Origin of the sequence: Microcystis aeruginosa NIES-843 (assembly GCF_000010625.1) — a bacterium.
In the GTDB taxonomy this organism is placed as follows: Bacteria; Cyanobacteriota; Cyanobacteriia; order Cyanobacteriales; family Microcystaceae; genus Microcystis; species Microcystis aeruginosa.
This window is the reverse complement of record NC_010296.1, coordinates 3,677,077-3,700,214: the sequence shown is the minus strand read 5'-3', so window position 1 is coordinate 3,700,214 and position 23,138 is coordinate 3,677,077. Positions and strand designations below refer to the sequence as shown.

Below are 23,138 nucleotides of genomic sequence, written 5' to 3'. Positions count from 1 at the left end.
AAAAGGTGGCGTAGCCCTGTAGATGCTCATTTTTCCCGCAAAAGGAAGGCGATTCGATCGGCCGCCGCCTCACCGGTGCGGATCGCTCCCTCAAAAAATCCCGGCCAGCGATCGGCCATTTCTGTGCCGGCCCAGTGAATCGGTCCGACGGGAGTAAAAAGAGCCTCGCCGAAACTTGTCCAGACTCCGGGGGGCATAAAAGCGGAATATGCGCCACCAGTCCAGGGATCCCCGGGCCAATCCACCTCATCGTAACTGATCGGGAAAAGGGCCTCTTGGCCGAAATAAATAGCTAAATCCGAGAGGACGGCGGCACGGCGCGCCGGACTACTCATGGAGCGCCAACGACTATAGCGATCGCCAACCACAAAGGTGGCGATTACCCCGACGCCGGTTTCGGGATCGGAACTATCAGCACAGAGTTCCAACCATTGACAATTCCCCTGAGCAACTCCCGCTAGTCCCTGTTTTCGCCAGAAAGGTTGCTCGTAGGAAATCAGGATTTTAGCGCAGCATCCCATCGGTACTCGTTGGGTTAGTTGTTCTCGCTGGGGTGGCAGCGGGGGATGATAAATAATGCGGCCGGCAAGATGGGGCGGCATGGCAATGATGGCAAATTTGGCGGTAAAAGTGTTCTGGCTGGTTTCTACGGTCACGCCGGCCGAGTCGTAATTAAGGCGAAAAACCGGTTCCCCCAGTCGAATTCGCTCTCCTAACTCCGCCGCGATCTTGTCGGGAATTTGTCCCGCTCCGCCATGGATCAGTTCGGCTTCTGGATGTTCGGCCTGAGGGGCGCAATTTTGTCCCCAAAGAACGTGCAGTAGTGAGACTTGGTTGGGTTCGGCCGGCCCGAGAAAACCCACTGCACGCGCCATATAAGCAAAATACCATTGACCAAAATCTGTGCTGGTGTTTTCTTCAATCCACTGGGCAAAAGTTTTACTGTCTAGTTTTTTGGTGTGATCGTTGCTTTGGGGATAACCTGAAGGTAGGGTTTTGGTTAGTTCTTGAAAACGCGCCCATGCTGACATCGCATCTTGCCATTCTTCCGTGCCGATATCGGGTACTTCTCCCTCGTGGAAACCTTGAAAAAAACCATTGAATTCATAGCGTTTGTTGTTGAACACTAGGACAGTTTTTCCCTGATTGGGAGAGGGAAAACGACGTATTTTATACTCGTCGAGGAGAGCTAAAAAACGCTCTTGGGTTGGACCCACCCACTGACCACCTCGATCGATCCACTGTCCGGAGGGGAGATATTGACCAGACATTCTGCCACCGTAACGATTTCGCGCTTCGATTACCAGAACTTGATGACCTCGCCTCTGGAGATTACGCGCGGCGATTAATCCTGCTAATCCCGCCCCGACAACGATACAATCATAGCTAGTCCACTGGAGATTTGTCATGATTTTAGCTCCACAGAATATTTTATAATTAACAATTATTATTCTCCCCGATTTTTCCCTCAGTTTCTCTATCCATTGGCTCTTTTGATTAAATTATCTGCTGCTATCAATGTTTGATCTTCTTAGCGATCGCTTAAGCCAACACCTAGAACAAATTGTCCGAGAAAGAAACCCTTTTTTCTCTAGTCAAGGACATTTTTATGTGCGAGAATACCTGCGGCAAGAGTTAGGCAATTGGGGAAAAGTTGAATCACATTTTTTCTCATTTCAGGGAAAAGTTTACGAAAATTTAATCTTGGATTTGCCTAACAACAGTCAAAAACCTCCGATTTTAATTGGCGCTCATTATGACACGGTGCCGGGGTCGCCGGGGGCTGACGATAACGCCACGGGATTAGCGGTATTATTAGAATTAGCGAGGTTTTTTGGGGAGAATCAGGCTAATTATCCAATTCGTTTAATTGCCTTCGATCTAGAAGAATACGGATTACTGGGGAGCATTGCCTACGCGGAAAAATTAAAACAAACTAAGCAGGATTTAAGGTTAATGTTATCCTTAGAAATGCTCGGTTACTGTGATAAAAATCCCCATTCTCAAAAATATCCAGCTTTTCTAGAATATTTTTACCCCAACACTGGGGATTTTATCGCTTTGATTGGCAATCTCAAAACCCGCAAGGATTTAAATTTTCTCAGTCGAGTCATGAGAGAAAATCAGACTCCCTGCGAATGGTTGCCGGTAATTTTTGGAGGTTATATCGTCCCCGATACTCGACGCAGCGATCATTCTCCTTTTTGGAGTCGCGGTTATTCGGCAATTATGGTGACAGATACGGCTAATATGCGTAATCCCTATTATCATAGTTATCGGGATACAATCGCTACTTTGGATTTAAATTTCCTAACACGAGTCTGTCAAGGTCTCTGTTTTGGATTGCAATCTTTACCGATGAGATAAAAGTTAGCGTTAGCGTAACGCACCAATCCCAGTTAGAAACCCAACATTATTGACGACATTGGTGTGGTTGGGTTTCGCTCAAGCGTCACTAATATTTGACAGACAAAAGTTATTATTGCTCAACCCAACCTACTGCTTAAGTCACTTGTCTTGGCAAAATTAAAGTCTATCCCGTGTTTTTCCATATCGATGTTGTTCTTTCGATCATCTCACTCAAACTGGATTTTTTGTACTTCACCGCCGAACAATTTTTAAAAATTCCCTTGGTGTAACGATCTCTGTTTTCCCATAGCGTTGCAGTATAAGCAAATCATTGTCACCAGTAATGAGATAGCGTGCTTCCCCACTGGTTGCCAGATTTAGGAATTTATTATCGTCTCGATCTCGGCAAATTTCAGTGTGGTCAGTAGGTCTAATCAGCAGCGAAATTTCCAAAATTCTTACTAGCAGTTGTCGGCGCTGCTCCAGTGTAATGTACCTCTCGAACTTTGGGAGAAGAAGTTTTGTGACCAACTCGCCTATGGTTGCGGGACTTTGCAGAATAATAAAGTTATTAATCGCGTATTCTACAGCCAAAGCTGGTGTTGTCGTACTGCTTAAGGCGAAGCTTATAAAGACGTTCGTATCGATAACAATGGGTTCACGATTCATCTACTAAAAGCTCTTCCAACTTCTCATCAGTCAATCCCTGACTCTTGGCATAAGCACGAATTTCATTCACCACTTCCATCAAGGCTTGGGTGGTTTCCTCCTGTTCGTTTCCCGTCATCTCATGATTCTCGATTGTGAAATCGACACACGCATGAGCGGACAAACCTAACTGCTCGATCGCTGTGGGGATTTCGCTAATTTTAACGTTTCGGATCGTTGCTTTCATCGAAAATTTTGGGTCTGAAACCCCGTCGTAGAACGACGGCTTTACTGTTAAATATTAGCACATTTACGAAATATATGCTAAAATGTGAGGTTTAGTGCGGTTGGGTTTCGCTTAAGCGTCGCTAATAGTAGTATCCTAACATCGGCAACAAATAAACCTCCGCAAACCATCTGTAACCATTGCTGGCGAACAGAATTTCGTTGGACGATCAGTAATGTGGTCAAAACAGTCATCGTAGGGCGTTGACATATTTTTTTCTCCGAATCACTCATAATCTCATTTTAACCGTTCAGGGGGCGGTTATCAAGCCGCCATTAGTTTTGTAATGGGGATTTATGTCCCGCTCCAAAAACTTTTCGTCTTAAGGCGAGGTTTTAGACCCGATTTTTTCGATAAAAGCAGACCACGGGGGAATTTTTCACAGCACTAAAGCTCTGGAAGAATTATCACTTTAAGCGGTGACATTTTCTGTTTCTACTGGTTGAATTTCCGGCATTTCTACTTTAATTAAACTCACTCTAGCACGATAAAGTAGTTTTTCCCCATGACGATAGCCCCGATAACGCACTAGAACGGGTGTACCGATTGCTGCTTGACCATCGATCAATTGATGGATTTGCGGATCATAACTCACATGATCACCGACACTGTCAATTGGTTGCACTCCCCAGCGCTCCAGTAACTGCATAATCGGTTTAACTAGGGAGAGGATTTTGACGGCTGCTAGGTCGGGATTTTTGCGGGCAACGGCCTCGGCCGTGGGCCATTGAACTAACCAAGATTCGATCGCTTCGATGCTTTGACGTTGAAATTCTGCGGCTAATTCTTCTTTTTGCTTGTCTAATTTTTGCTGTAAATTTTGATACTCTTGTTCGAGAATTTTTGATTCCCCTGAACGATCCTCTGTCCCCATCGTCGGGATTTGAAAATGAGCGAGAAGATCGCTAACTGGCAGCTGCAGCGCATTAGCTAATTTCACCAAAGATTCAGAGGATAATTTGGCGATTAAACCATGGCGAACTCTCTGCAATTGCCAAGAAGATAGACCCGATAACCGACTCAATTCTTCCAGATTTTTACAGCCAATTTCTGCCATTAACTGCTCTAATTTTTGCCGATGATATTTATATAAGGACTCATTCATGGGACTTCTCAGCTTAAGCGATGTGTTTAGCTAAAACGGATTTAGGGGCGCGACGAACTCGACAGAGAATTGTTTCTTTACCGAGACGCTGATGAGCGGCAAAGCGATGGCAACCGGAAAAACCGTAGTAGTTACCATCCACCTCCAAAACATCGATCGGTTCTCGTAATCCCTCCTCAGCGATCGATTGCATCAACTGATTAACTTTTTCGGGATCGGTTTGTCGCGGTAAAGGACGACGAATTTGGGACAGAGGAATGTTTTTAATTTCCATACTGTCTTTACTATAGCACATTTAGGCTAAACTGAAGATAAGTTGACTCGGTTGCTGATGCAGTGGTCTGTCTCGGTGCTGGCAGTTTTCTTGACACAGACAAGATTTTATCACCCAATCCTCTCCTTTTCTGACTATGACTATTCCTCCTATCAATGAAAAAATTATCCAGCAAAATAGCACCAATGCTTCCTATCAGCGCGGTCAATATTATTACGATAGCGGTGCAGTTATTTCTCTTTGGCAACGGGGGCAAAACCTGCAAGCTTTAGTGAGTGGTAGTGAGGTTAAACCCTATCGAGTTTCCATAGATTTTAACCAAGAAAACCTTGAAAATGTCTCCTGTTACTGTCCCTACGATTACGAAGGTTGGTGTAAGCATATTGTAGCGGTTTTATTAACCTGTTCTCGTCAACCAGAATTAATTATTAAAAAAGCCTCCCTAGAGGAGTTATTGACACCAATCGATGAAAGTAAATTAAGAAAATTACTTAATCATTTAGTGGCTAAACACCCAGAAATTATCGAGACAATTGATAAGTTTTTATTGCCAGCTACCCCAGTTAATAAAGCGGCAGGGAAGATAACTATTAATGTCAAAGCTTATCGTAATACTGTCCGTAATGAACTGCGGCAATCCCTGCGAGCGATCAAAGAAGATTACTACGAAGAAGATCCAATTTCTAATGAAATTTATGCCCTAGTGGATGAGTCCCAAGATTATTATCAAAAGGGAGAACCGGATAATGCGATCGCTATTTTAGAAGCAATTATTAGCGCCTGTATCGAGGAATGGGATAATTTAGAAGATTACGGTGCTGTCAATGATGATTTAAGTGCCAGAATCGATCGAGTTTTAACTGGGGCAATTTTAAGTAAAGAATTTAATCCCCAAGAAAAGCAAGATTTAAGGGAAAAAATCGAGCAATGGCAGCATGAATGGAGTGCCGATTTTGAGATGAGTTTAGCGGCCTTACAACAGGGATGGGACGATGCAGTTTTAGAGAAGATTTTACGGGGAGAATCGGCTAATTTTTCAGAAATGTGGTCAGATAATATCCCCGATTATGCCCAAACATTAACTTCTATTCGCTTAGAAATTTTCGAGAAACAGGAAAAAGATCAGGAGTATTTGAATCTAGCTTTAGCTTCAGGACAAGTGGTAGAATACCTAACTAAGTTAGTCTATCTTGCTCGCATTGATGAAGCGATGGCAGCATCAAAAAACATGATAACTAAAAACGATGAAGCCTTCTTTTTTGCCAAAGCTTTACGCGATGAATCCGCACCAGAATCCGCTCTCATAATTGCTCGAACTGGTCTAAATTTCCCAGGTAATTATTATTATCAATTAGCTCTCTGGACAAGTGAACTAGCGCAATCTTTAGGGGATATAGATATAGCTTTGGCTGCTAGAATTAAGGGCTCTTCGTTACCCTTTATGCTAAATCAACATACAAGATGCCAAGATAACATACTTCTAACCCAAAAATTCCGAAAGTTTCTAAAGCCATAGCCTCTCCGTTTTATTAGTTTAAGTTTATTGTTGATTCCCTCGACCACCCCATTCGTTGTCCTTCGCTCAAAATAACTAATGATTTCTCCAAACCAGTTTCGGATTGTTTGACAACTCTTGGTAAAAACACTGGAGGATTTTGCCAACCATTCCGAGATGGATAGCAGTCCCTCTGTCGGATTCTTTGAGGTTTCATAAATCGTTCTTAATTCTTCCTTTAATTCCTGCATCTTTTTCAAATTTGGGAATTTTTCTTTGATAGCTTCTAGTTTAATTTTTTGGGGTTCCGTTAAATCTTCTTCATTTTTTAACAGGCTATATTTACTTCGCTTTAAAACTTCTAGCTTCGCTTCTTTTTCCGCTTTCTGTTTTTTATTTTTCTGCGCTTCTACGGCTCTTTTTTCCGCTCTTCTCTGTTCGTCTAACTCTTGATTAATTTGTTTCATTACATGGAATCTATCGGCGACTACTTCGGCCGATGGCATCAATTCTTTCACCAAATTTTTATAAGGCAACCAAAGGTCTATGCTCACTTCTTCAATTTGCTCTAACACCTCTTTTCCCCAGCCCGTAAGCGTTTCTCTCAACTCTTCTTGTGTTCGCTTCTCTAGAATAGCTATTAGTTTTCCCGTATCTAAATTTACTAAAACCGCACAGTAATTTTTTTGTCCTTTGACTAGAGCGATTTCATCAATTCCTAGTCTTTTTAATTCCGATAGGTCTGGCTCTGTAATTTCTTCGGCGATGTCCTCTATCATTCTTTGAATCTCTTCTTCCGTTACGTCATTTATTCGACTAACATTTAAAATATCTCCTTCTTTTAATTGTTCGAGTATATTTGCGGCTAGTCTTTTCGTATAGGTTCGTTTCTTGGCGACAAAATCTAACTCTTCGCTAAAGGGTCTCTGACAATTATCGCACTTAAATTGACGACGATTAATTTGTAGGTATACTGGTTGACCTGAGATTGGTAAATCTTTGACTAAATGTCGATGATTTTGGTGGAGTTTATCGCTCTCTAACCCACAACGAGGACAGGTTGCTTTTTGATTTTTCGATTCGATTCGGCAAACTATACCGATATTTTCTAGGTGTAGATAGCCTTGAATACAGGTTCCTTTTAGGTTCAAAAATTTGTCAAGTATCATAAGTAAAATAATCTCGTTTTTGGCTATTATATCAAATCTTAACTCAATTGTCTATCTTTTGGTATTAACCTGTTTGTGCCTTAAGTCCTTCCCTGTATGGATTTCAGCTACTTTTGAGCGTAGGCGCTCTCATCGAATTTTATTTTAAGTTAATTATTTGCATAACAATTCCCGAAGAGCCGAATTAAGGCATTTCAAGACCAACCTTCCTTTTCCCATTACCAAAAAATTGAGTCTTTAGCGGGGGAAGATTGGCCCGATTTAAAATGGCTCTTCGGTAATTGTTATGCAATGGACGGGGGTTATAAGGGATGGAACCCTTATATAGAAAGGCATTTAGCGATTTTTGTCAATTATTTTTGATCTAGAGCGAACTAATCAATTAAGTCTCTTACCAGATAAGGATTTAGTCGATTTATGACCCCCTATCGAACCATACCAAGTAACGAAGAACCTTTAAAATTAGACTTGTTAGATTACTTGCGCGAGTTTAGCGGTGGACGTTCCCTAGAGGCTAAAATTGATATATTTCTCCACGAAAATTTAGTTAGAGATGCAATTAAAGTCGTTTCTGATAATTCCTATGTGCAGTCTCACCTAATTTGGCGGATAATGGATGCGGCTGCTACCGTCGATCCTAACTGGGTGATCGAGCGCGCGTGTCCTCCTGCGGAAAAGATACTCGACGAAAAAAAGGCTGATCGCTACGAAGAAGCGATTAAATGGCTAAAAAAAGCTCGTAATGCCTTTTATATGTCGGGAAGACGGGAAGAATGGCAAACTTATCGGGAAAGTTTAATTAAGGAACACGGACGCAAATCGAAATTTATGGGGTTATTTAAATATCAGGATTTACAATAATTTAAGCTCCTAGCCGTCAGTTATCGGCTAAAATAAGGCTGTTTTTAGCTTGTAGAGCGGGAATTGTCCTAATCTTAGACCTAGTGATATTTCGGGGCAAAGTAGAGTATAATGGAAGATTGGTCTAAACTTATCTCCAGACTACTTATACTGAATATTCATTGTCAAAAAATATGACTGAAACTATTCGCTTTTTGATGTGTTCTCCCGATCATTACGATGTGGATTATGTGATTAATCCCTGGATGGAGGGCAACATTCACAAATCTTCCCAGGAAAAAGCTAGGCAACAATGGCAGCAGCTTTATCATGTTCTCAAAGATCGGGCGCTCGTGGATTTAGTCCCACCAGAAAAAGGCTGGCCCGACATGGTTTTTACCGCTAATGCAGGTTTAGTTCTGGAAAAAATAGTCGTTCTCAGTCGCTTTTTACACAAAGAAAGACAGGGAGAAGAACCCTATTTTAAGCAGTGGTTTGAAGATAACGGTTTTACGGTTCACGAACTGCCCAAAGATTTACCCTTTGAAGGTGCAGGAGACGCATTATTAGATCGGGAAGGACGTTGGTTATGGGCAGGATATGGCTTCAGAACTGAGTTAGATTCCCACCCTTTAATCGCTAAATGGCTCGATATAGAGGTTTTATCCCTACGTTTAATCGATGAACGTTTCTATCACCTTGATACCTGTTTTTGTCCCCTTAGTGGCGGTTATCTCCTCTACTATCCCGATGCTTTTGATGCCTATTCTAATCGGTTAATTGAGTTAAAAATTCCCGAAGAAAAACGCATTATCGTTGAAGAAGCCGATGCGGTTAACTTTGCTTGTAATGCTGTGAATATCGGTCAAGTAATCGTCATGAATAAAATTAGTGACGATTTACAATATAAGTTAGTGTCAAAAGGGTTTGAAGTGGTACAAACTCCCCTGACGGAGTTCTTAAAAGCAGGAGGAGCCGCTAAATGTTTAACCCTGCGTACCACCGAACCCTTAATTCCAGACCATCACGCAAATGTCACCATTGAAAGTCGCATTCTCCAGCTAGAAGGTCATCTGCTCGACGCGGGAATTATGAATAAAGCTCTCGATGTTGTGGTGGGAAATGGGGGCAGCTTCAAGGTTTTAAACTTCACCTTAGGGATTGAGCGCCAAAGTACCTCCTCGGCCGAAGTGCGCGTTTCTGCACCCTCTCACGAGGTAATGGAGGAGATCATGGTACAATTGATCGACCTCGGTGCGGCCGCTCGTCCCCAAGAAATCTGTGATGTCAATACCGCAGTGGTGGCACAAGATGGGGTCGCTCCCGATGATTTTTATGTCAGCACCATCTATCCCACGGAAGTGCGGGTTAGCTGTGAATGGGTGCGGGTGGAAAATCAACGCATGGATGCAGCCATCGTCGTCACTGAAAGTCCGGAAGGCAAAACGGCAAAATGTACTCTGCTGCGGGATTTAAAAGCTGGCGATCGCGTTATGGTGGGAGTTGAGGGCATCCGTACTATCCGACAGGCGGAATCCAGGGAACAACGCAACAGCACCCAGGAATTTACCTTTATGGGTGCGGGGGTTTCCAGCGAGCGCCGAGTCGAGTTAACCGTGGAGCAGATTGCCTGGGAAATGCGTAAAATTCGCGACCAGGGCGGTAAAGTCGCAGTAACGGCAGGTCCGGTGGTCATTCACACTGGAGGAGCGCAACATCTCTCCCGTTTAATCCGCGATGGTTACGTTCACGCTTTACTGGGGGGAAATGCGATCGCAGTTCACGACATGGAACAGGCGATCATGGGTACTTCTTTAGGGGTAGATATGCAGAAAGGCATCCCCGTGCGCGGTGGCCATCGTCACCACCTCAAGATTATCAACCTCATCCGTCGCCACGGCAGCATCGCCAAAGCTGTATCGGCCGGGGTATTGACAAAAGGCGTAATGTATGAATGCGTCAAGAATAATGTCCCCTTCAGTTTGGCCGGTTCAATTCGCGATGATGGTCCGCTTCCGGATACGGAGATGGATTTAATTAAAGCACAGGAAGAATATTCCCGCTTGATTCAAGGTGCAGACATGATTCTCATGCTCTCTAGTATGCTCCATTCCATCGGTGTGGGCAATATGACACCGGCGGGGGTGAAAATGGTCTGTGTTGATATTAACCCGGCCGTGGTGACAAAATTAAGCGATCGAGGTTCCGTAGAATCCGTCGGTATTGTCACCGATGTGGGTTTATTCCTGAGTCTGTTAACCCAACAGTTGGATAAGTTAACCCGTCCCTTGGTAGAAACGGTTTAAAACCAATACTCTAAAACATACAACTTATGAGCTTTGGGGGTATTTAAACCCCCTTTTTTGGTTTCTGTAGTTAACCCCTATCTCTATAGGTGAGTTAGCAATGGGTAACTAGAATCCCACATTCCGCACCCTAGTCGTTGAAATCAAAAGTTGCTCTAGCCCTTGTATAGTAAGACTTTTAGCGATTACTAAGAATTATGAAGTGTCACACTCTAGTCAGCGATCGCCAGCTTAATGAGAGTTGATCTCAATAATTTGGTATCAGAGCTATCAGATTTTTAGGGCTAATTGTGCATCTGCTGGGCAAACAAATTAGCCTGTAATTCAGAGCCGGCAATCGTTTTGACGATTTAGATAAAATTTTCAATGTGACACTTTAGGGTGCGGAATGTGGGTAGAATAATAAAGGAGAACCATTGCCGAAAAACGAGAACGCTATGCCAGAAGAAACCATTTGGATTATCACCGCAGAAGATACCCCCGTCACCCCCGATAAAGATGCGAAAAGAGGTAATGATTCGGTAGTAGTGGCGTAGCTCTCTTGCTTACCTGGTATGAATTGTGTAAAATATTTATTAATAAAAATAATTGGCTCGAATCAGTCTTTAAACCTCTAGCTTGATCATGACTTTTCTGATAAATATCTTTTTCTGGCTCCTGTCTGGCTTACTGAAATATCAGTCTAGCACCGAACAAAGTACCCCCTTCACCTCCGTTCCCCTGTCCTAATTGTGGTTCTCACCATACGATCAAGAATGGTTCTATTCATAATGGAAAACCCAAACGTCAAGGTAAAGAATGTGGTCGTCAGTTGGTGATCAATCCCACTAATAAAACCGTCTCTGACGAAACCAAACAATTAATTGATAAACTCTTGCTCGAACGAATTTCCTGACGAGGAATTGCTAGAGTAACAGGGGTAAGTTGGTCATGGTTACAAAATTATGTCAACAATAAACTGGCGGCTGTCCCCCGTCAAATAAAGGTTTCGGACAAACCAAAAGGTAAATTGGTTAGAGAATGTGATGAAATGTGGTCTTTTGTTTTTTCTAAGACGATAAAGGTCTATATTTGGCGGTTAATTGATAGAAATACAAGGGAAATTATTGGTTGCTATGCGCGGAGATAGGAGTCGTCAATCAGCCAAAAAACTTTGGGCTAGTTTACCAGGTGTTTACCGACAATGTGCAGTTGCTTACACAGACTTTTGGGAGTCATATAAGACAGTAATTCCCAGTAAACGTCATCGACCAGTCGGGAAAGAAACTGGTCAAACTAATCCTATTGAAAGATTAAATAATACCTTTCGACAAAGGATTTCTCGGTTGGTGAGAGAGAGTCTATCTTTCTCTAAAAAAATGGAGAATCACGTTGGGGCTGTTTGGTATTTTATCCATGACTACAATGCACACCTGGCAAAGGATTAAGCCGCCATCACTACTACAGAATCACCACCGAGATGAAGATTGATTGAATGAACCAATCCTAGTCAATCACATAATCACATCAATCATAGTTAAGACCATTGGAAAAGAGGGTCTGTAGGCGCACGGATTTTCCATTATAAATATAGTATCATGTCAAGTCGCCTTTGTCAAGAGAAATTTTGACAACATCCAGATTTAGTAAAACCTAGTTAGACGGCCAAAATTTCCGCTTTAACTTCAAGCTAACAATCCGTCCTCACGCACCACCATCGACTGTGGTTGATGTAATCATCTGATGGACTGTGATTAGGGAGCTAGTTAAGAGTGGATTAGAGATGAAGATGGATTGAATGAACCAATCATAGTTAAGAGCGTTGGAAAAGAGGGTCTGTAGGCGCACGGATTTCCCATTATGAATATAATATCATGTCAAGTCGCCTTTGTCAAGAGAAATTTTGACAACATCCAGATTTAGTAAAATGTAGTTAGACGGCAGAAATTTCCGCTTTAACTTCAAGCTAACAATCCGTCCTAACCCACCACCATCGACTGTGGTTGATGTAATCATCTGATGGACTGTGATTAGGGAGCTAGTTAAGAGTGGATTAGAGATGAAGATTGATTGATTGAATGAACGAATCATAGTCAATCAAATAATCACATCAATCATAGTTAAGACCGTTGGAAAAGAGGGTTCGTAGGCGCACGGATTTCCCATTATGAATACAGTATCCTGTCAAGTCGCCTTTGTCAAGAGAAATTTTGACAACATCCAGATTTAGTCGTAACGCATCACCTATCATTGACTATGATTGAATTAACCACTGATAACTGATACTGATAACTGATGACTGATAAAGCTATGACACTCAAAGAACAACTTATTAAAGAAATTGAAACAACTCCCATTTCTCTGCTGCCGGAAATCCTGCATTTTGTCCAATCTATAAAAACAAAACATCCAGACGTTGACTTTATGGAATTTGCTGGTATGGCAGCAGATATAGAAAATACTATGCAAGAGATTGTCGAAGAAGCAGAAGCTAATCGTCAACTCGATTTAAGACGGATAAATGACTTATGAAACAAGCATTACTTGATACCAATATCCTCTCTTATTTTTTACGAGGCAATCCCGCAGTAATTGAACAATTCCGCATCTATCGACAACACTATACTTATATATCGTTTTCAATCTTTACCTATTACGAGATTAAAAGTGGTTTATTGTATAAAGATGCACGAAATCAACAACAACAATTTGAACGTCTTGTAGAAGTCAGTGAAGTAATTGGTTATGATCGTGAAATTAGTGATATAGCTACTCAAATATACGTTAATCTTAGAATAAAAGGACAACTAATTACCCCGATTGATTTGTTTATTGCTGCGACTGCTATTTATTGTGATTATACTCTGATTACAGCTAACATTAAGCATTTTCAAAATATTCCCAATCTTAGTTATGAAAATTGGTATCTCTCAATAATTTAGGACTATTGTACCATTCCCAAGACAGGTACACAGAAGCGGAACCATCTAGAAGCGATTAATATTTTCAGGGAAGGATTAGGGGAAAATCATCCCCATACTCAAACGATTATGGAGAATATAAAACTATGTTGTCGCAACTCTGGCAAGTAGAATTAAGATAGAGTTTGAATGCTTTGGAAAATAGGGTCTGTAGGCGCACGGATTTTGCATTATGTATATAGTATCATGTCAAGTCGCCTTTGTCAAGAGAAATTTTAACAACATCCACAAAAACGTTATTGTAGGGGTAATTCATGAATTACCCCTACACCTATTACCTAGTCCAGTAACGCATCACCTATCATCGACTATGATTGAATTAATCACTGATGACTACAATGATGGATAATTATAGGAGGATGCTGTCTGGAGTGTGATTAGGTGAGATTGTTAAATCCCTACAATAATTTTTATTATTTCATCATCAAAAAAAGGATTAATTATGATCAAAAAAATTAAAATCGCCGATGCTCAAACCGATTTACCAAGTCTCGTTAAATCGGTTACGGAAGATAACAAAATTTATGCCATTGAGAATCAGGAGGATTCTGTAATTTTGATTTCTCAAAAAAACTATGAAAGTTTACAAGAAACCATCGAATTACTCTCTATTCCCGATTTAAGAGAAAGCTTACAACTATCTCTACAGCAAATTAATGAAAATGAAACCTATTCTTTCGAGGAAGTCTTGGGAGACATTGATTAATGGTTTATGAAGTCAGATTTACCAAAGAAGCAAAAAAAGATGTTGATAAGCTAACCCCTAAACTTAAGAAAAAACTGAAGTCAATTATCCAAGATACCCTGAGTATTTCTCCCTATAGTGGTAAAAAATTAGTAGGAGATTTAACGGGTTTCTATTCAATTCGCTTAAGTTATCAAGATAGAATACTTTACACCATTAATGATGAACAGAAGTTAATCTATATTCATCGTACTAAAACCCATTATGGGCAATAAACTAGACCTTGAAAATTCTTGAAAACTAGGGTCTGCAAGCGCACGGATTTTCCATTATGAATATAGTATCATGTCAAGTCGCCTTTGTCAAGAGAAATTTTGACAAAATCCAGAAAAACGTAGCAGAAAGATTGGATTGCATCTTTTTCTGATCTGACAAAGCCAGATTTTTTGTACTATATTTAGCAAGGGGACATTAAGCTTCAATCAAGATGGGAATTACAGCAGACGAATAAATTCTTCTTGTGTCAGTTCAGCATCGCGCAAAATTTTTAAGAGTAATCCTTTCCCGACAGTTTTCTCCCGATGAACCGGTACGGTGACAACTCTTCCATCTTCATGTTTTAAGCGCAGATGACTTCCTTTTTGTCGGATAGATTGAAACCCGATTTTAGTTAAAGCTTTGATAACTTCATCACCGGTTAATATCGGTAATTTTGGCATCAGATAGACAGCTTTTCAATTCCAACAAACTCCGACACATCTTCAGGATTGTCATCTTCCAAGCAAAGTTCAATCACTTCCCTGATATTCTTCATCAATTCATCAATCGTTTCCCCTTGACTGTAACAACCCCGAAGTTGAGGAACTTCCCCAACATAATATCCATCCTTATCTCGTTCAATGACAACATAAAACTCTCTTTGATGGTTCATGGTTCTCAATCCCTAAAAAAATTATCGCTATCTAAGCTTTTATTGGCGATTATTGAGACTTGAAAATAGGGTTTGTAGGCGCACAGATTTTCCATTATGAATATAGTATCATGTCAAGAGGCTTTTGTCAAGAGAAATTTTGACAACATCCAGATTTAGTCCTCACGCATCACCTATCATCGACTATGATTGAATTAATCACTGATAACTGATAGCTGATAACTGATAACTGATAACTGATAACTGATAACTGATAACTGATAAGAGATTGTCGAAGAAGGGGTGAACATTCGGGGGATAACCTATGGTTGAAACCGTAGATTTCCTATCCGAATGTTGCGCCCCTACTTTTTCAGCATACCCTAATTAATCGGGCAATTTATACTGTTCCACAATCTTTTTAGCATATTCAGGAACATGAGCCGCTAATTTTTCAGGATAATTACGTTTAACATAAAGGTAATTACGGGTAAAGTGAGAATCGATAGAAAAGCGAGCATATTCTAAACCTTTAGGCCCGATTTTTTCAATTACTACTCCCATCATTTTTGCCGCCCACATCGGCAAGGTTACACCTTTATCATAGGCAGGAATGCTATTTTGTACCGCCTGTTTTCTATCACCACTAGACATGACATCTTGGGTATCTAATTGGTCTTTAACTAACTCTAACATTTCCTTACCCGTATCATTACGAACGACAATCCATTGCCAGCCAAAAGGTGCGCCCATATAGCCCACAACTAAATCGGCAAGGGAGTTAACGTAATCAAAACAAGTCATACAGGAAGGAGCAAAAACATCCTTTAATTTATTAGTCTTTAAGCCAAAAAAGGGAACCATTTCGATCGAGCCGTCTTCGTGTTTAAAGTGTACCCGAAAATCCTGCATAAATTCGTAATGAACCACGGTTTCTGGGGAACGACTGGTAGTTTCTAGAAACTTTTGCAGTCCTGAGCGGGTGACATTATCGACGCAGGGAGTTCCTAAGACATATAATTTTTCCAAGCCTAATTTTTTTTCTACTGCTCTTAGGGCTTGAATTTGACAACCAACTCCGATAACTAATAACCGTTTCATGCCCGATTTTTCAATTTCTTCTAGGACTGATAAATTGGGAGAAAGAGTCGGTTTATTAACTTTAGCGGCGAGAATTTCTTCGGTGGTACGGGCGAGAATCGGTTGCGGTTGAAAGCGATCCTCGGCGGTATTCTGCACACAAACCACCCCTTCTACTAAACCACGATCGAGCATTTCACAGGCAATTGTACTGACGATTCCTGTCCATTGCGCCCCGGGAATAGCTTGTTTTTTCTTGGCAGCCATCATCTCTTGATGAACACCAAAATAGAGATCATTTTCCTGATTTAAGTCGCGACTTTTGCCGTGTGCTTCTGCTTCTAAATCGGCGATTTGTTGATTGAGAAAAGCACAAGCTTCTTTAACGTAGTGAATATAATAAGTGTCACAAAGTCCGCACTCGCTACACAATTCTTTGGCAGGACGACGACTATTAGGCTTGAGGGCTTTGGCTTTTAGGTGTGGCGCAAGCGAGTTCATAATCTTAAAAGGCAACTAGGTCAAGGGTTTTTTTCTATCGATCGTTTACCTTACCGCATTCCATCACTTTGTTACCAATCTTTTTAAAGAAATGTAACGATTACCCGGAATAGGATCAGAGCAAAGCTTCTAAGGTGGCGACGACGGAAGCCGCTAAAGCTTCTAAATCATAACCACCTTCTAAGCCGAAAAGCAGCGGTTTATTGAGAGTTAAGAGGTATTTGGTTAAAATTCCATAATCTTGTGGGTGTAAACAAATTCCCGCCAGAGGATCCGCTTGATTGGCATCATATCCAGCACTAACAATCACTAAATCCGGTTGAAAATTTTTCAGAAAAGGTATGACTTGCCCCTCAAAATGTTCTTGATAATCTTTAATCGTACTTCCCGCCGATAAGGGAATATTTAAAACATTATTAAACTCACCTGTTTCTCTCGCTTCTCCCGTGCCGGGATAAAAGGGGAATTGATGGAGGGAACAATAGGCAATCTGGGGATGATTTTCGACTATATCCTGGGTGCCATTGCCGTGATGTACGTCCCAATCGAGAATCGCTACTTTTTGCACTCTTTTGTTTTCTAAAGCATAATAGGCGGCAATAGCAGCATTAGAAAACAGACAGAAACCCATGCCATAATTAGAAGTGGCATGATGTCCTGGTGGACGGGCTAAAATAAAGGCAGGATCGCCAGTAGATAAGACTCGATCGACTCCATCTAACCAGCCACTAACCGCTAGTAACGCCACATCGTAACTACGCGCAGAAACGGGAGTATCTGCATCCAATCTTCCCCCACCCTGTTGACAAATTCGCCGCAATATATCAACATAATTTTGATTATGAACTTGTTTGATCAAAGGGAGTACTTCGTCACGAATTTCGAGCGGTGTCGGTAAATGCCATGTTAATTTTGACTGCCATTCTGTTTGTTTTAAAGCTCCGACAATTGCCGTTAAACGCGCCGCTTTTTCGGGATGGTAAATACCTGTATCGTGATCGAGAAATTCATCGGAATAGATAATCGAGATCATAATCAAATTACTGCTTAACTCGTTGATTTTTGAGCAACCCAATGGTTTTAATCTACCAGAAAAGCAGCGGCTTGAGCGGCTATAGTGAAAAAACTTTACTGATTGGGTCACTTTTGCCAGATGATGCAATTATCTTTCCCCAAAGTGACAGGAGGCAAAAATGCTGACAAATTTTCGGAAATTTCAGCTAGAAGTTAATGGCATTACTATCAATGGTGTCAAAGGTGGGCGCGGTTTTCCGCTGCTTTTGCTCCATGGTTATCCCCAAACCCATCAAATGTGGCATAAAATCGTCCCCCGATTAGGGGCTAATTTTACGGTTATCGCCACGGATCTGCGCGGCTACGGGGATAGCGATAAACCCTTACCCCTAGAGGATTCTAGCAATTATTGCAAGCGAGTCATGGCCCTCGATCAGGTGTTGCTGATGGAAAAATTGGGTTATCAGGAGTTTTATCTAATCGGCCACGATCGAGGGGCGCGAGTTTCCCACCGTCTCGCCCTTGATTTTCCCGAAAAGGTAAAAAAACTCGTTTTACTCGATATAGCCCCGACGCTGGCGATGTACGAGGCGACTGATAAAACTTTTGCCACTGCCTACTATCATTGGTTTTTCTTGATTCAGCCTTCCCCTTTTCCCGAAACCCTGATCGCCGCTAATCCCGATTATTATCTTCAACATTGCTTGCAAAGTTGGGGGCGAGATTTTAGCGCTTTTACAGAGGAAGCTTTGGGGGAATATCAGCGTTGTTTTCGAGATTTAAGGACAATAACCGCCACTTGTGCCGATTATCGGGCCGCCGCTACCATCGATTTAGAGCATGATCGTCAGGATTTAGACCGGAAAATTTCCTCTCCCCTCTTGGTTCTTTGGGGAGAAAAAGGTTTCATTGCACGTCAATACGATGTGATCGCTCTTTGGCAGCAGCGAGCTAATCAAGTCACTGGACAGGCGATCGCCAGCGGTCATTTTTTACCGGAAGAAGCACCGGAAGAGACGGGACAGGCGATCGAGGATTTTCTTCGCTAAGTAAAGAGATTGACGGCAGAATTCTCTGAGTTAGGAGTCAGATTTTTCAATCAATTACTGGTCAAATATTATTATGCAAATGCTAAAATATTCTCTGATCGTCCCCATCTATAACGAGGAAGAAACTATTGCCGAACTGTATCGCCGGGTGAGTGCCATCATGAATAATTTAGATGGGGCGGTAGAATTAATCCTAGTAAATGATGGTAGTAAAGATAGTTCCTTAAAACGGCTGCGAGAACTGCACAAAGCTGATTCACGAGTGTGTTATATCAGTTTCGCCCGCAATTTTGGTCATCAAGCGGCGGTAACTGCTGGACTTAATTTTTGCCGAGGACAAGTAATTATTGTTTTAGATGCCGACCTGCAAGATCCGCCCGAATTAATTCCCCAGATGATTGAAAAATGGCAAGAGGGGTATCAAGTAGTTTATGCCCAAAGAACCAAAAGAAAACAAGAAAGTTGGTTTAAAAAACTGACGGCCTATCTCTTTTATCGTTTGCTTAAAAGACTAGCAGATGTGGATATTCCCGCCGATACAGGAGACTTTTGTTTAATGGATCGTCAGGTAGTAGATCTATTAAATTCTCTCCCAGAAAGAAATCGTTATATTCGTGGGTTGCGCGCTTGGATTGGCTTTCCACAAACTGCGGTTAAATTTGAGCGGGATGCGCGCTTTGCCGGGGAAGTAAAATATACCTTTAGCAAATCATTATCTTTAGCTATTAATAGCCTAGTATCTTTTTCCCGTGTCCCCTTACGTTTTGCCACCTATCTAGGATTATTTTCTGCCCTGATATCTTTGATTATGGCTCTGTTAGTATTATATTGGCGTTTACAGCAACCGGACTCACCGATCACGGGTTTTGCCACGATTATGATCGCTATATTTTTTCTGGGTTCTGTGCAGCTAATTAGCATCGGAATACTAGGAGAATATATCGGCAGAATTTACGAGGAAGTTAAAGGCAGACCCACCTACACAATTACTGAGTTAGCTGGCTTACAAATTTCTTGATTATTGTCAGTAGGAATCGCTAATTTTTTGCTGTTTTGCCCATCTAGATAAAACTTGATCCTCCCTAGCGATCGCTATTCATGCGGCCTTGGCGGAGAGTTTTTGGGTCTTGGAGAATCTCTGGACAATAACGATCGAGCATTCTTGGCCAGCGACGGACAGGCTCACAATCCCCGGTGACAGAGACAAGACGACCAAAAACGGAATTTTTTAGCCCAGTTTCACAGAGACGAAATTTCGCCTCTGTTAGCCAGACTGATAGCTGATTGGAATCGCTAATAATTTTCTCGAGGATTTGTGGTCGGAGAATTTTCTTGGTAGGAAAAGCTGCTACCAAACTCGAATTCCTGTCCGTAGGCTTCCTCTCCGTGTTCAGGAACATCTAACCCTTCTGCTTCCGTATTCGGTTTAACCCGCAGCTCCATAAATAGACTGAGAACTTTCAGGATAACAAAAGTACCCACGGCAGCAAAGATATAAGTAGCGGCAACGCCAACAAATTGCGTCCACAGTAACCCCGGATTCCCAAAAAATAAACCATCATTTCCGACTGGATTAACTGCTTTTGTGGCAAAAAGCCCCGTAAGCAGCGCCCCTATTGTCCCGCCGACACCATGGACAGGATAGGTATCCAAAGAATCATCAAAGCGCAATTTTGCCCGCAGACTAACCGCAAAAAAACAGCTAAGGGCAGTGATCGAACCAATGAGAATCGCCCCGATCGGCAGCACATAACCGGCAGCGGGAGTAATACCCACTAATCCCCCTAAAAATCCACTAGCAATACCGATCGCCGTCGGTTTACCCCGTAAAATCCATTCTATAAGCATCCATGTCAAACCACCAGCCGAAGCGGCGATCGTGGTATTAACAAAAGCTGTGGCTGCCAGCGAACTAGAAGAAAGCGCGCTACCCCCATTAAAACCAAACCAACCAAACCAGAGTAAACCGATACCTAGGAGAACAAACGGCACATTATGGGGTGCATAGGTTTGGACACCAAAACTACGCCGCGGACCGATCATCCAGGCGGCCACCAGTGCGGAAATCCCGGAACTAATGTGAACAACGGTTCCACCAGCGAAATCCAGCGCCCCAGTGGCTGCCAACCAACCCTTACCCCAAACCCAGTGAGCTAGGGGAGAATAGATCAAGGTGGACCAAAGCAGTAAAAACCAAAAATAGGCTTTAAAGTTAACCCGTTCCACAATCGCACCCGAAATTAAAGCCGGGGTGATGATCGCAAACATCATCTGATAGACCATAAACACTTGATGGGGAACGGTGGGTGCATAACCGATATTGTCAGGTGCGGCGGCGGTGACACCGTTGAGAAAAATCCAATCTAGTCCCCCGATAAAAGCTTCAATTCCCTCGCCAAAACCACTTTTACCCGGGGTGACATCGAAAGCGAGACTATAACCCCAAAGCACCCAAGTTACACCGATGACACCCATGGCCACCAAACTCATCATCATGGTGTTGAGGACGTTACGCGAACGCACTAAACCCCCATAAAAAAAAGCCAGTCCGGGGGTCATTAATAAAACTAAAGCCGACGAGATCAGCATCCAAGCGGTATCTCCAGCACTAATCGGATTGGGGGGAGCGGCGGCGATGGTTTCCGCAAACACCGGGGCAACTCCGAAATTGAATCCTAGTCCCAGCAAAAGTATGGTTATTCCTACGATCTTTTTCATTGACGGTTGGTGGTTAGTAGCAAGATTAATTTTTTCTGTCTGGAAAGAGATAAAAACCGAAAGAGAAAAGGTTTAGAAGGCAATTATAGCCACCGATCGCATCGGGGCGAGGCCTTCTTCCTTTTCTCTTTAACTTTGTCGGGGATAGATTAATCTATCTTTACAAGGTTTAACCTAACGAGTGCTAGGCGTTTCCATGTCAACACTGGAAGCATAATGGCCACCAGCAACGATATCGGACTCCTTGACGAAACCGCTATAGGCTTCCATTCCGTGTTCACCCACATCCAGACCTTCCATTTCTTCTTCGGGAGTAACACGAATACCGAGGGTAGCCTTGAGGATTCTCCAAACAATACCACTAACAATCACGGTAAATGCCCCTACTGCCACAATCCCGATAATTTGGTTAATAAACAGTTGGAATTGACCGGTGATTAAACCCGCATCTTTGTTGAAGATACCGACGGCTAAAGTTCCCAACACACCACAGACGAGGTGAACGGAAGTGGCACCCACGGGGTCATCAATTTTCAGGTTATCGAAGAAAGACACCGAGTAAACCACGACTACACCGGCAATTAAACCGATGATTGCCGCCGACCAATAGGATACACCATCACAACCGGCAGTAACGGCTACTAAACCGGCGAGAATACCGTTAATAATCATCGAAAGGTCGGGTTTACCATCTTTCGCCCAAGCGGTAAAGGTAGCGGCAATGCCACCCGCAGCCCCGGCGAGGTTAGTGGTGACAGCGATATAGGGTACAGTTTCATTAACCGCTAAAGCAGAACCGGGGTTAAAACCGAACCAGCCAATCCAGAGAATTAAACAACCCAGGGTCGCAATACTCATGTTATGGCCGGGTAAGGCACTGGTGCGACCGTTGATGTATTTACCCATTCTCGGCCCGAGAATTGCCGCCCCGGTTAAAGCAGACCAACCACCCACCGAGTGAACCACCGTCGAACCGGCGAAGTCTTTAAAACCAAGGTCAGCTAACCAACCGCCACCCCAAACCCAGTGACCGGTGATCGGGTACATGATACCGACGATAATTAAGCTAAAAACGAGGAAATCGACGAATTTAATCCGTTCTGCCACGGCCCCAGATACAATGGTTGCCGCCGTTCCCGCGAAAGCGACTTGGAACAGGAAGAACACCGAAGTGGGCAAATATTTCGGCATGGCGTAGGTGGCAGGATCGCTACTGCTAAGGAACCAACCTCCTGTACCGAAAAATTCGTTACTGACAGACCCAAACATCAGGGAGAAACCGATCGCCCAAAATGATATGGTGGAGAGGGCGAAAACGATCAGGTTTTTGGCGAGAACGTTAACGGCATTTTTCTGGCGACAGAATCCCGTTTCTAGCATCGCAAAACCCGCGTTCATAAAGATCACGAGGATGGCGGCAATTAAAACCCAGATTGTATTGAGGGCGTTTTGGACATCTTCGGGGGTTAGGGGTTTCGCATCCTGGGCCTGTGCGGCCGCGTTCCAAACCACAAAAATAATCGCAGACAAGGGAACACAGGCTAACCAGACAGGGTTAATTTTCGGTAACAAACCGACAAGTTCCCCGGATTTTCGAGCAATTCGTTTCATCGTTAATTCGTTTACTTTGTTGAGTTAGTAGGTCGATTCATTACTATTGAAAATAATTACCGAGCAATTATGTCCGTTCAACCTCTAAATTCTAGGAACAGAGGTCAATCATTTCAGAAGACCAAACACCTAGGGATT

The 23,138-nt window shown here is 42.6% G+C and carries 22 protein-coding genes and 4 pseudogenes; 12 read left to right on the top strand and 14 right to left on the bottom strand.

All coding sequences use genetic code 11. The features are described 5' to 3' along the window. Positions 1-26: 26 nt before the first annotated feature. A complete protein-coding gene (locus MAE_RS17425; RefSeq protein WP_012266740.1) occupies positions 27-1,409 on the bottom strand; it encodes a flavin monoamine oxidase family protein in 1,383 nt (460 codons plus the stop codon). A gap of 109 nt (positions 1,410-1,518) precedes the next feature. Between MAE_RS17425 and MAE_RS17420 the strand changes: the two genes are divergently transcribed. Then, the gene (locus MAE_RS17420) at positions 1,519-2,367 is read left to right on the top strand and encodes a M28 family metallopeptidase (protein WP_012266739.1); all 849 of its coding nucleotides are present in this window, start codon (positions 1,519-1,521) and stop codon (positions 2,365-2,367) included. A 234-nt stretch (positions 2,368-2,601) separates the two neighbouring features. On the opposite strand, the gene MAE_RS17415 is transcribed toward MAE_RS17420, so the two are convergent. The 4 genes from MAE_RS17415 to MAE_RS17400 all read right to left on the bottom strand — a co-directional run bounded on the left by MAE_RS17415 (position 2,602) and on the right by MAE_RS17400 (position 4,683). After that, positions 2,602-3,018 carry a putative toxin-antitoxin system toxin component, PIN family gene (locus MAE_RS17415; RefSeq protein ID WP_012266738.1) on the bottom strand — a complete coding sequence of 139 codons (417 nt, stop codon included), beginning with the start codon at positions 3,016-3,018 and terminating at the stop codon, positions 2,602-2,604. Continuing rightward, positions 3,008-3,244, bottom strand: coding sequence for a hypothetical protein (locus MAE_RS17410; protein ID WP_002799399.1), 237 nt, complete (start codon positions 3,242-3,244; stop codon positions 3,008-3,010). Before MAE_RS17410 ends, MAE_RS17415 begins: the two co-directional genes overlap by 11 nt. Before the next feature lie 451 nt (positions 3,245-3,695). Further along, entirely contained in the window at positions 3,696-4,388 is a 693-nt protein-coding gene (locus MAE_RS17405) for a helix-turn-helix domain-containing protein (RefSeq protein ID WP_002795810.1), read from the bottom strand. A 13-nt stretch (positions 4,389-4,401) separates the two neighbouring features. Continuing rightward, positions 4,402-4,683 carry a ParB N-terminal domain-containing protein gene (locus MAE_RS17400; RefSeq protein WP_041804185.1) on the bottom strand — a complete coding sequence of 94 codons (282 nt, stop codon included), beginning with the start codon at positions 4,681-4,683 and terminating at the stop codon, positions 4,402-4,404. 115 nt (positions 4,684-4,798) lie between these two features. On the opposite strand from MAE_RS17400, the pseudogene MAE_RS17395 reads away from it, so the two are divergent. Next, positions 4,799-6,085 (top strand): annotated as a pseudogene (locus tag MAE_RS17395) (SWIM zinc finger family protein); the annotation flags it as partial. Positions 6,086-6,111: 26 nt separating this feature from the next. Here the strand turns inward: MAE_RS17395 and MAE_RS17390 are convergent. Next, positions 6,112-7,326, bottom strand: a complete 1,215-nt coding sequence (locus MAE_RS17390; RefSeq protein WP_012266735.1) for an ISL3-like element ISMae36 family transposase — start codon at positions 7,324-7,326, stop codon at positions 6,112-6,114. 456 nt (positions 7,327-7,782) lie between these two features. Between MAE_RS17390 and MAE_RS17385 the strand changes: the two are divergent. The 3 genes and pseudogenes from MAE_RS17385 to MAE_RS30210 all read left to right on the top strand — a co-directional run. Beyond that, positions 7,783-8,187 (top strand): annotated as a pseudogene (locus tag MAE_RS17385) (hypothetical protein); the annotation flags it as partial. A gap of 173 nt (positions 8,188-8,360) precedes the next feature. Beyond that, entirely contained in the window at positions 8,361-10,472 is a 2,112-nt protein-coding gene (locus MAE_RS17380) for a TIGR00300 family protein (RefSeq protein ID WP_012266733.1), read from the top strand. A 676-nt stretch (positions 10,473-11,148) separates the two neighbouring features. Next, a pseudogene (locus MAE_RS30210) lies at positions 11,149-11,899 on the top strand (IS1 family transposase). A 424-nt stretch (positions 11,900-12,323) separates the two neighbouring features. On the opposite strand, the gene MAE_RS32505 reads toward MAE_RS30210, so the two are convergent. Continuing rightward, positions 12,324-12,467: a hypothetical protein gene (locus tag MAE_RS32505; RefSeq protein ID WP_231859644.1), complete on the bottom strand. Its 144-nt coding sequence runs from the start codon at positions 12,465-12,467 to the stop codon at positions 12,324-12,326. 294 nt (positions 12,468-12,761) lie between these two features. On the opposite strand from MAE_RS32505, the gene MAE_RS17365 reads away from it, so the two are divergent. The 5 genes and pseudogenes from MAE_RS17365 to MAE_RS17350 all read left to right on the top strand — a co-directional run bounded on the left by MAE_RS17365 (position 12,762) and on the right by MAE_RS17350 (position 14,392). After that, a complete protein-coding gene (locus MAE_RS17365) occupies positions 12,762-12,983 on the top strand; it encodes a hypothetical protein (RefSeq protein ID WP_002775979.1) in 222 nt (73 codons plus the stop codon). After that, positions 12,980-13,393 (top strand): type II toxin-antitoxin system VapC family toxin, encoded by a 414-nt coding sequence (locus tag MAE_RS17360; RefSeq protein ID WP_002780221.1) that lies wholly within the window; start codon positions 12,980-12,982, stop codon positions 13,391-13,393. Before MAE_RS17365 ends, MAE_RS17360 begins: the two co-directional genes overlap by 4 nt. Beyond that, positions 13,372-13,543: pseudogene (locus tag MAE_RS36155) on the top strand (tetratricopeptide repeat protein). Before MAE_RS17360 ends, MAE_RS36155 begins: the two are co-directional and overlap by 22 nt. 331 nt (positions 13,544-13,874) lie before the next feature. After that, positions 13,875-14,138 carry a type II toxin-antitoxin system Phd/YefM family antitoxin gene (locus tag MAE_RS17355; protein ID WP_002762167.1) on the top strand — a complete coding sequence of 88 codons (264 nt, stop codon included), beginning with the start codon at positions 13,875-13,877 and terminating at the stop codon, positions 14,136-14,138. After that, on the top strand, positions 14,138-14,392 hold the full coding sequence (locus tag MAE_RS17350; protein WP_012266729.1) for a type II toxin-antitoxin system RelE family toxin: 255 nt from the start codon (positions 14,138-14,140) through the stop codon (positions 14,390-14,392). The genes MAE_RS17355 and MAE_RS17350 overlap by 1 nt, the downstream gene beginning before the upstream one ends. 219 nt (positions 14,393-14,611) lie before the next feature. Here the strand turns inward: MAE_RS17350 and MAE_RS17345 are convergent, their stop codons facing one another. From MAE_RS17345 to MAE_RS17330, 4 genes are all read right to left on the bottom strand, one after another. Beyond that, positions 14,612-14,836, bottom strand: coding sequence for a type II toxin-antitoxin system HicA family toxin (locus tag MAE_RS17345; RefSeq protein WP_012266728.1), 225 nt, complete (start codon positions 14,834-14,836; stop codon positions 14,612-14,614). Beyond that, the gene (locus MAE_RS17340) at positions 14,836-15,048 is read right to left on the bottom strand and encodes a type II toxin-antitoxin system HicB family antitoxin (protein WP_012266727.1); all 213 of its coding nucleotides are present in this window, start codon (positions 15,046-15,048) and stop codon (positions 14,836-14,838) included. The genes MAE_RS17345 and MAE_RS17340 overlap by 1 nt, the downstream gene beginning before the upstream one ends. A 366-nt stretch (positions 15,049-15,414) precedes the next feature. Continuing rightward, a complete protein-coding gene (locus tag MAE_RS17335; RefSeq protein ID WP_012266726.1) occupies positions 15,415-16,608 on the bottom strand; it encodes a Coenzyme F420 hydrogenase/dehydrogenase, beta subunit C-terminal domain in 1,194 nt (397 codons plus the stop codon). 115 nt (positions 16,609-16,723) lie between these two features. After that, the gene (locus tag MAE_RS17330; protein WP_012266725.1) at positions 16,724-17,641 is read right to left on the bottom strand and encodes a histone deacetylase family protein; all 918 of its coding nucleotides are present in this window, start codon (positions 17,639-17,641) and stop codon (positions 16,724-16,726) included. A gap of 160 nt (positions 17,642-17,801) precedes the next feature. Between MAE_RS17330 and MAE_RS17325 the strand changes: the two genes are divergently transcribed. Both MAE_RS17325 and MAE_RS17320 read left to right on the top strand, forming a co-directional pair. Then, positions 17,802-18,671 (top strand): alpha/beta fold hydrolase, encoded by an 870-nt coding sequence (locus MAE_RS17325; RefSeq protein ID WP_002797166.1) that lies wholly within the window; start codon positions 17,802-17,804, stop codon positions 18,669-18,671. Between the two features lie 79 nt (positions 18,672-18,750). Beyond that, positions 18,751-19,689: a glycosyltransferase family 2 protein gene (locus tag MAE_RS17320; RefSeq protein ID WP_012266724.1), complete on the top strand. Its 939-nt coding sequence runs from the start codon at positions 18,751-18,753 to the stop codon at positions 19,687-19,689. Between the two features lie 64 nt (positions 19,690-19,753). Here MAE_RS17320 and MAE_RS30185 read toward each other — a convergent pair whose 3' ends face one another. The 3 genes from MAE_RS30185 to MAE_RS17310 all read right to left on the bottom strand — a co-directional run bounded on the left by MAE_RS30185 (position 19,754) and on the right by MAE_RS17310 (position 23,000). Next, entirely contained in the window at positions 19,754-20,026 is a 273-nt protein-coding gene (locus MAE_RS30185; protein WP_002797164.1) for a hypothetical protein, read from the bottom strand. Next, positions 19,965-21,389, bottom strand: coding sequence for an ammonium transporter (locus MAE_RS17315; RefSeq protein WP_002797163.1), 1,425 nt, complete (start codon positions 21,387-21,389; stop codon positions 19,965-19,967). Before MAE_RS17315 ends, MAE_RS30185 begins: the two co-directional genes overlap by 62 nt. A 174-nt stretch (positions 21,390-21,563) precedes the next feature. Beyond that, positions 21,564-23,000: an ammonium transporter gene (locus tag MAE_RS17310; protein WP_012266723.1), complete on the bottom strand. Its 1,437-nt coding sequence runs from the start codon at positions 22,998-23,000 to the stop codon at positions 21,564-21,566. Between the last annotated feature and the right edge of the window lie 138 nt (positions 23,001-23,138).

Excerpts from the sequence above, each read along its gene's own strand:
- MAE_RS17425 (WP_012266740.1), bottom strand. The coding sequence starts at position 1,409 with ATGACAAATCTCCAGTGGACTAGCTATGATTGTATCGTTGTCGGGGCG.
- MAE_RS17420 (WP_012266739.1), top strand. The coding sequence starts at position 1,519 with ATGTTTGATCTTCTTAGCGATCGCTTAAGCCAACACCTAGAACAAATT.
- MAE_RS17415 (WP_012266738.1), bottom strand. The coding sequence starts at position 3,018 with ATGAATCGTGAACCCATTGTTATCGATACGAACGTCTTTATAAGCTTC.
- MAE_RS17410 (WP_002799399.1), bottom strand. The coding sequence starts at position 3,244 with ATGAAAGCAACGATCCGAAACGTTAAAATTAGCGAAATCCCCACAGCG.
- MAE_RS17405 (WP_002795810.1), bottom strand. The coding sequence starts at position 4,388 with ATGAATGAGTCCTTATATAAATATCATCGGCAAAAATTAGAGCAGTTA.
- MAE_RS17400 (WP_041804185.1), bottom strand. The coding sequence starts at position 4,683 with ATGTGCTATAGTAAAGACAGTATGGAAATTAAAAACATTCCTCTGTCC.
- MAE_RS17390 (WP_012266735.1), bottom strand. The coding sequence starts at position 7,326 with ATGATACTTGACAAATTTTTGAACCTAAAAGGAACCTGTATTCAAGGC.
- MAE_RS17380 (WP_012266733.1), top strand. The coding sequence starts at position 8,361 with ATGACTGAAACTATTCGCTTTTTGATGTGTTCTCCCGATCATTACGAT.
- MAE_RS32505 (WP_231859644.1), bottom strand. The coding sequence starts at position 12,467 with ATGATTACATCAACCACAGTCGATGGTGGTGGGTTAGGACGGATTGTT.
- MAE_RS17365 (WP_002775979.1), top strand. The coding sequence starts at position 12,762 with ATGACACTCAAAGAACAACTTATTAAAGAAATTGAAACAACTCCCATT.
- MAE_RS17360 (WP_002780221.1), top strand. The coding sequence starts at position 12,980 with ATGAAACAAGCATTACTTGATACCAATATCCTCTCTTATTTTTTACGA.
- MAE_RS17355 (WP_002762167.1), top strand. The coding sequence starts at position 13,875 with ATGATCAAAAAAATTAAAATCGCCGATGCTCAAACCGATTTACCAAGT.
- MAE_RS17350 (WP_012266729.1), top strand. The coding sequence starts at position 14,138 with ATGGTTTATGAAGTCAGATTTACCAAAGAAGCAAAAAAAGATGTTGAT.
- MAE_RS17345 (WP_012266728.1), bottom strand. The coding sequence starts at position 14,836 with ATGCCAAAATTACCGATATTAACCGGTGATGAAGTTATCAAAGCTTTA.
- MAE_RS17340 (WP_012266727.1), bottom strand. The coding sequence starts at position 15,048 with ATGAACCATCAAAGAGAGTTTTATGTTGTCATTGAACGAGATAAGGAT.
- MAE_RS17335 (WP_012266726.1), bottom strand. The coding sequence starts at position 16,608 with ATGAACTCGCTTGCGCCACACCTAAAAGCCAAAGCCCTCAAGCCTAAT.
- MAE_RS17330 (WP_012266725.1), bottom strand. The coding sequence starts at position 17,641 with ATGATCTCGATTATCTATTCCGATGAATTTCTCGATCACGATACAGGT.
- MAE_RS17325 (WP_002797166.1), top strand. The coding sequence starts at position 17,802 with ATGCTGACAAATTTTCGGAAATTTCAGCTAGAAGTTAATGGCATTACT.
- MAE_RS17320 (WP_012266724.1), top strand. The coding sequence starts at position 18,751 with ATGCTAAAATATTCTCTGATCGTCCCCATCTATAACGAGGAAGAAACT.
- MAE_RS17315 (WP_002797163.1), bottom strand. The coding sequence starts at position 21,389 with ATGAAAAAGATCGTAGGAATAACCATACTTTTGCTGGGACTAGGATTC.
- MAE_RS17310 (WP_012266723.1), bottom strand. The coding sequence starts at position 23,000 with ATGAAACGAATTGCTCGAAAATCCGGGGAACTTGTCGGTTTGTTACCG.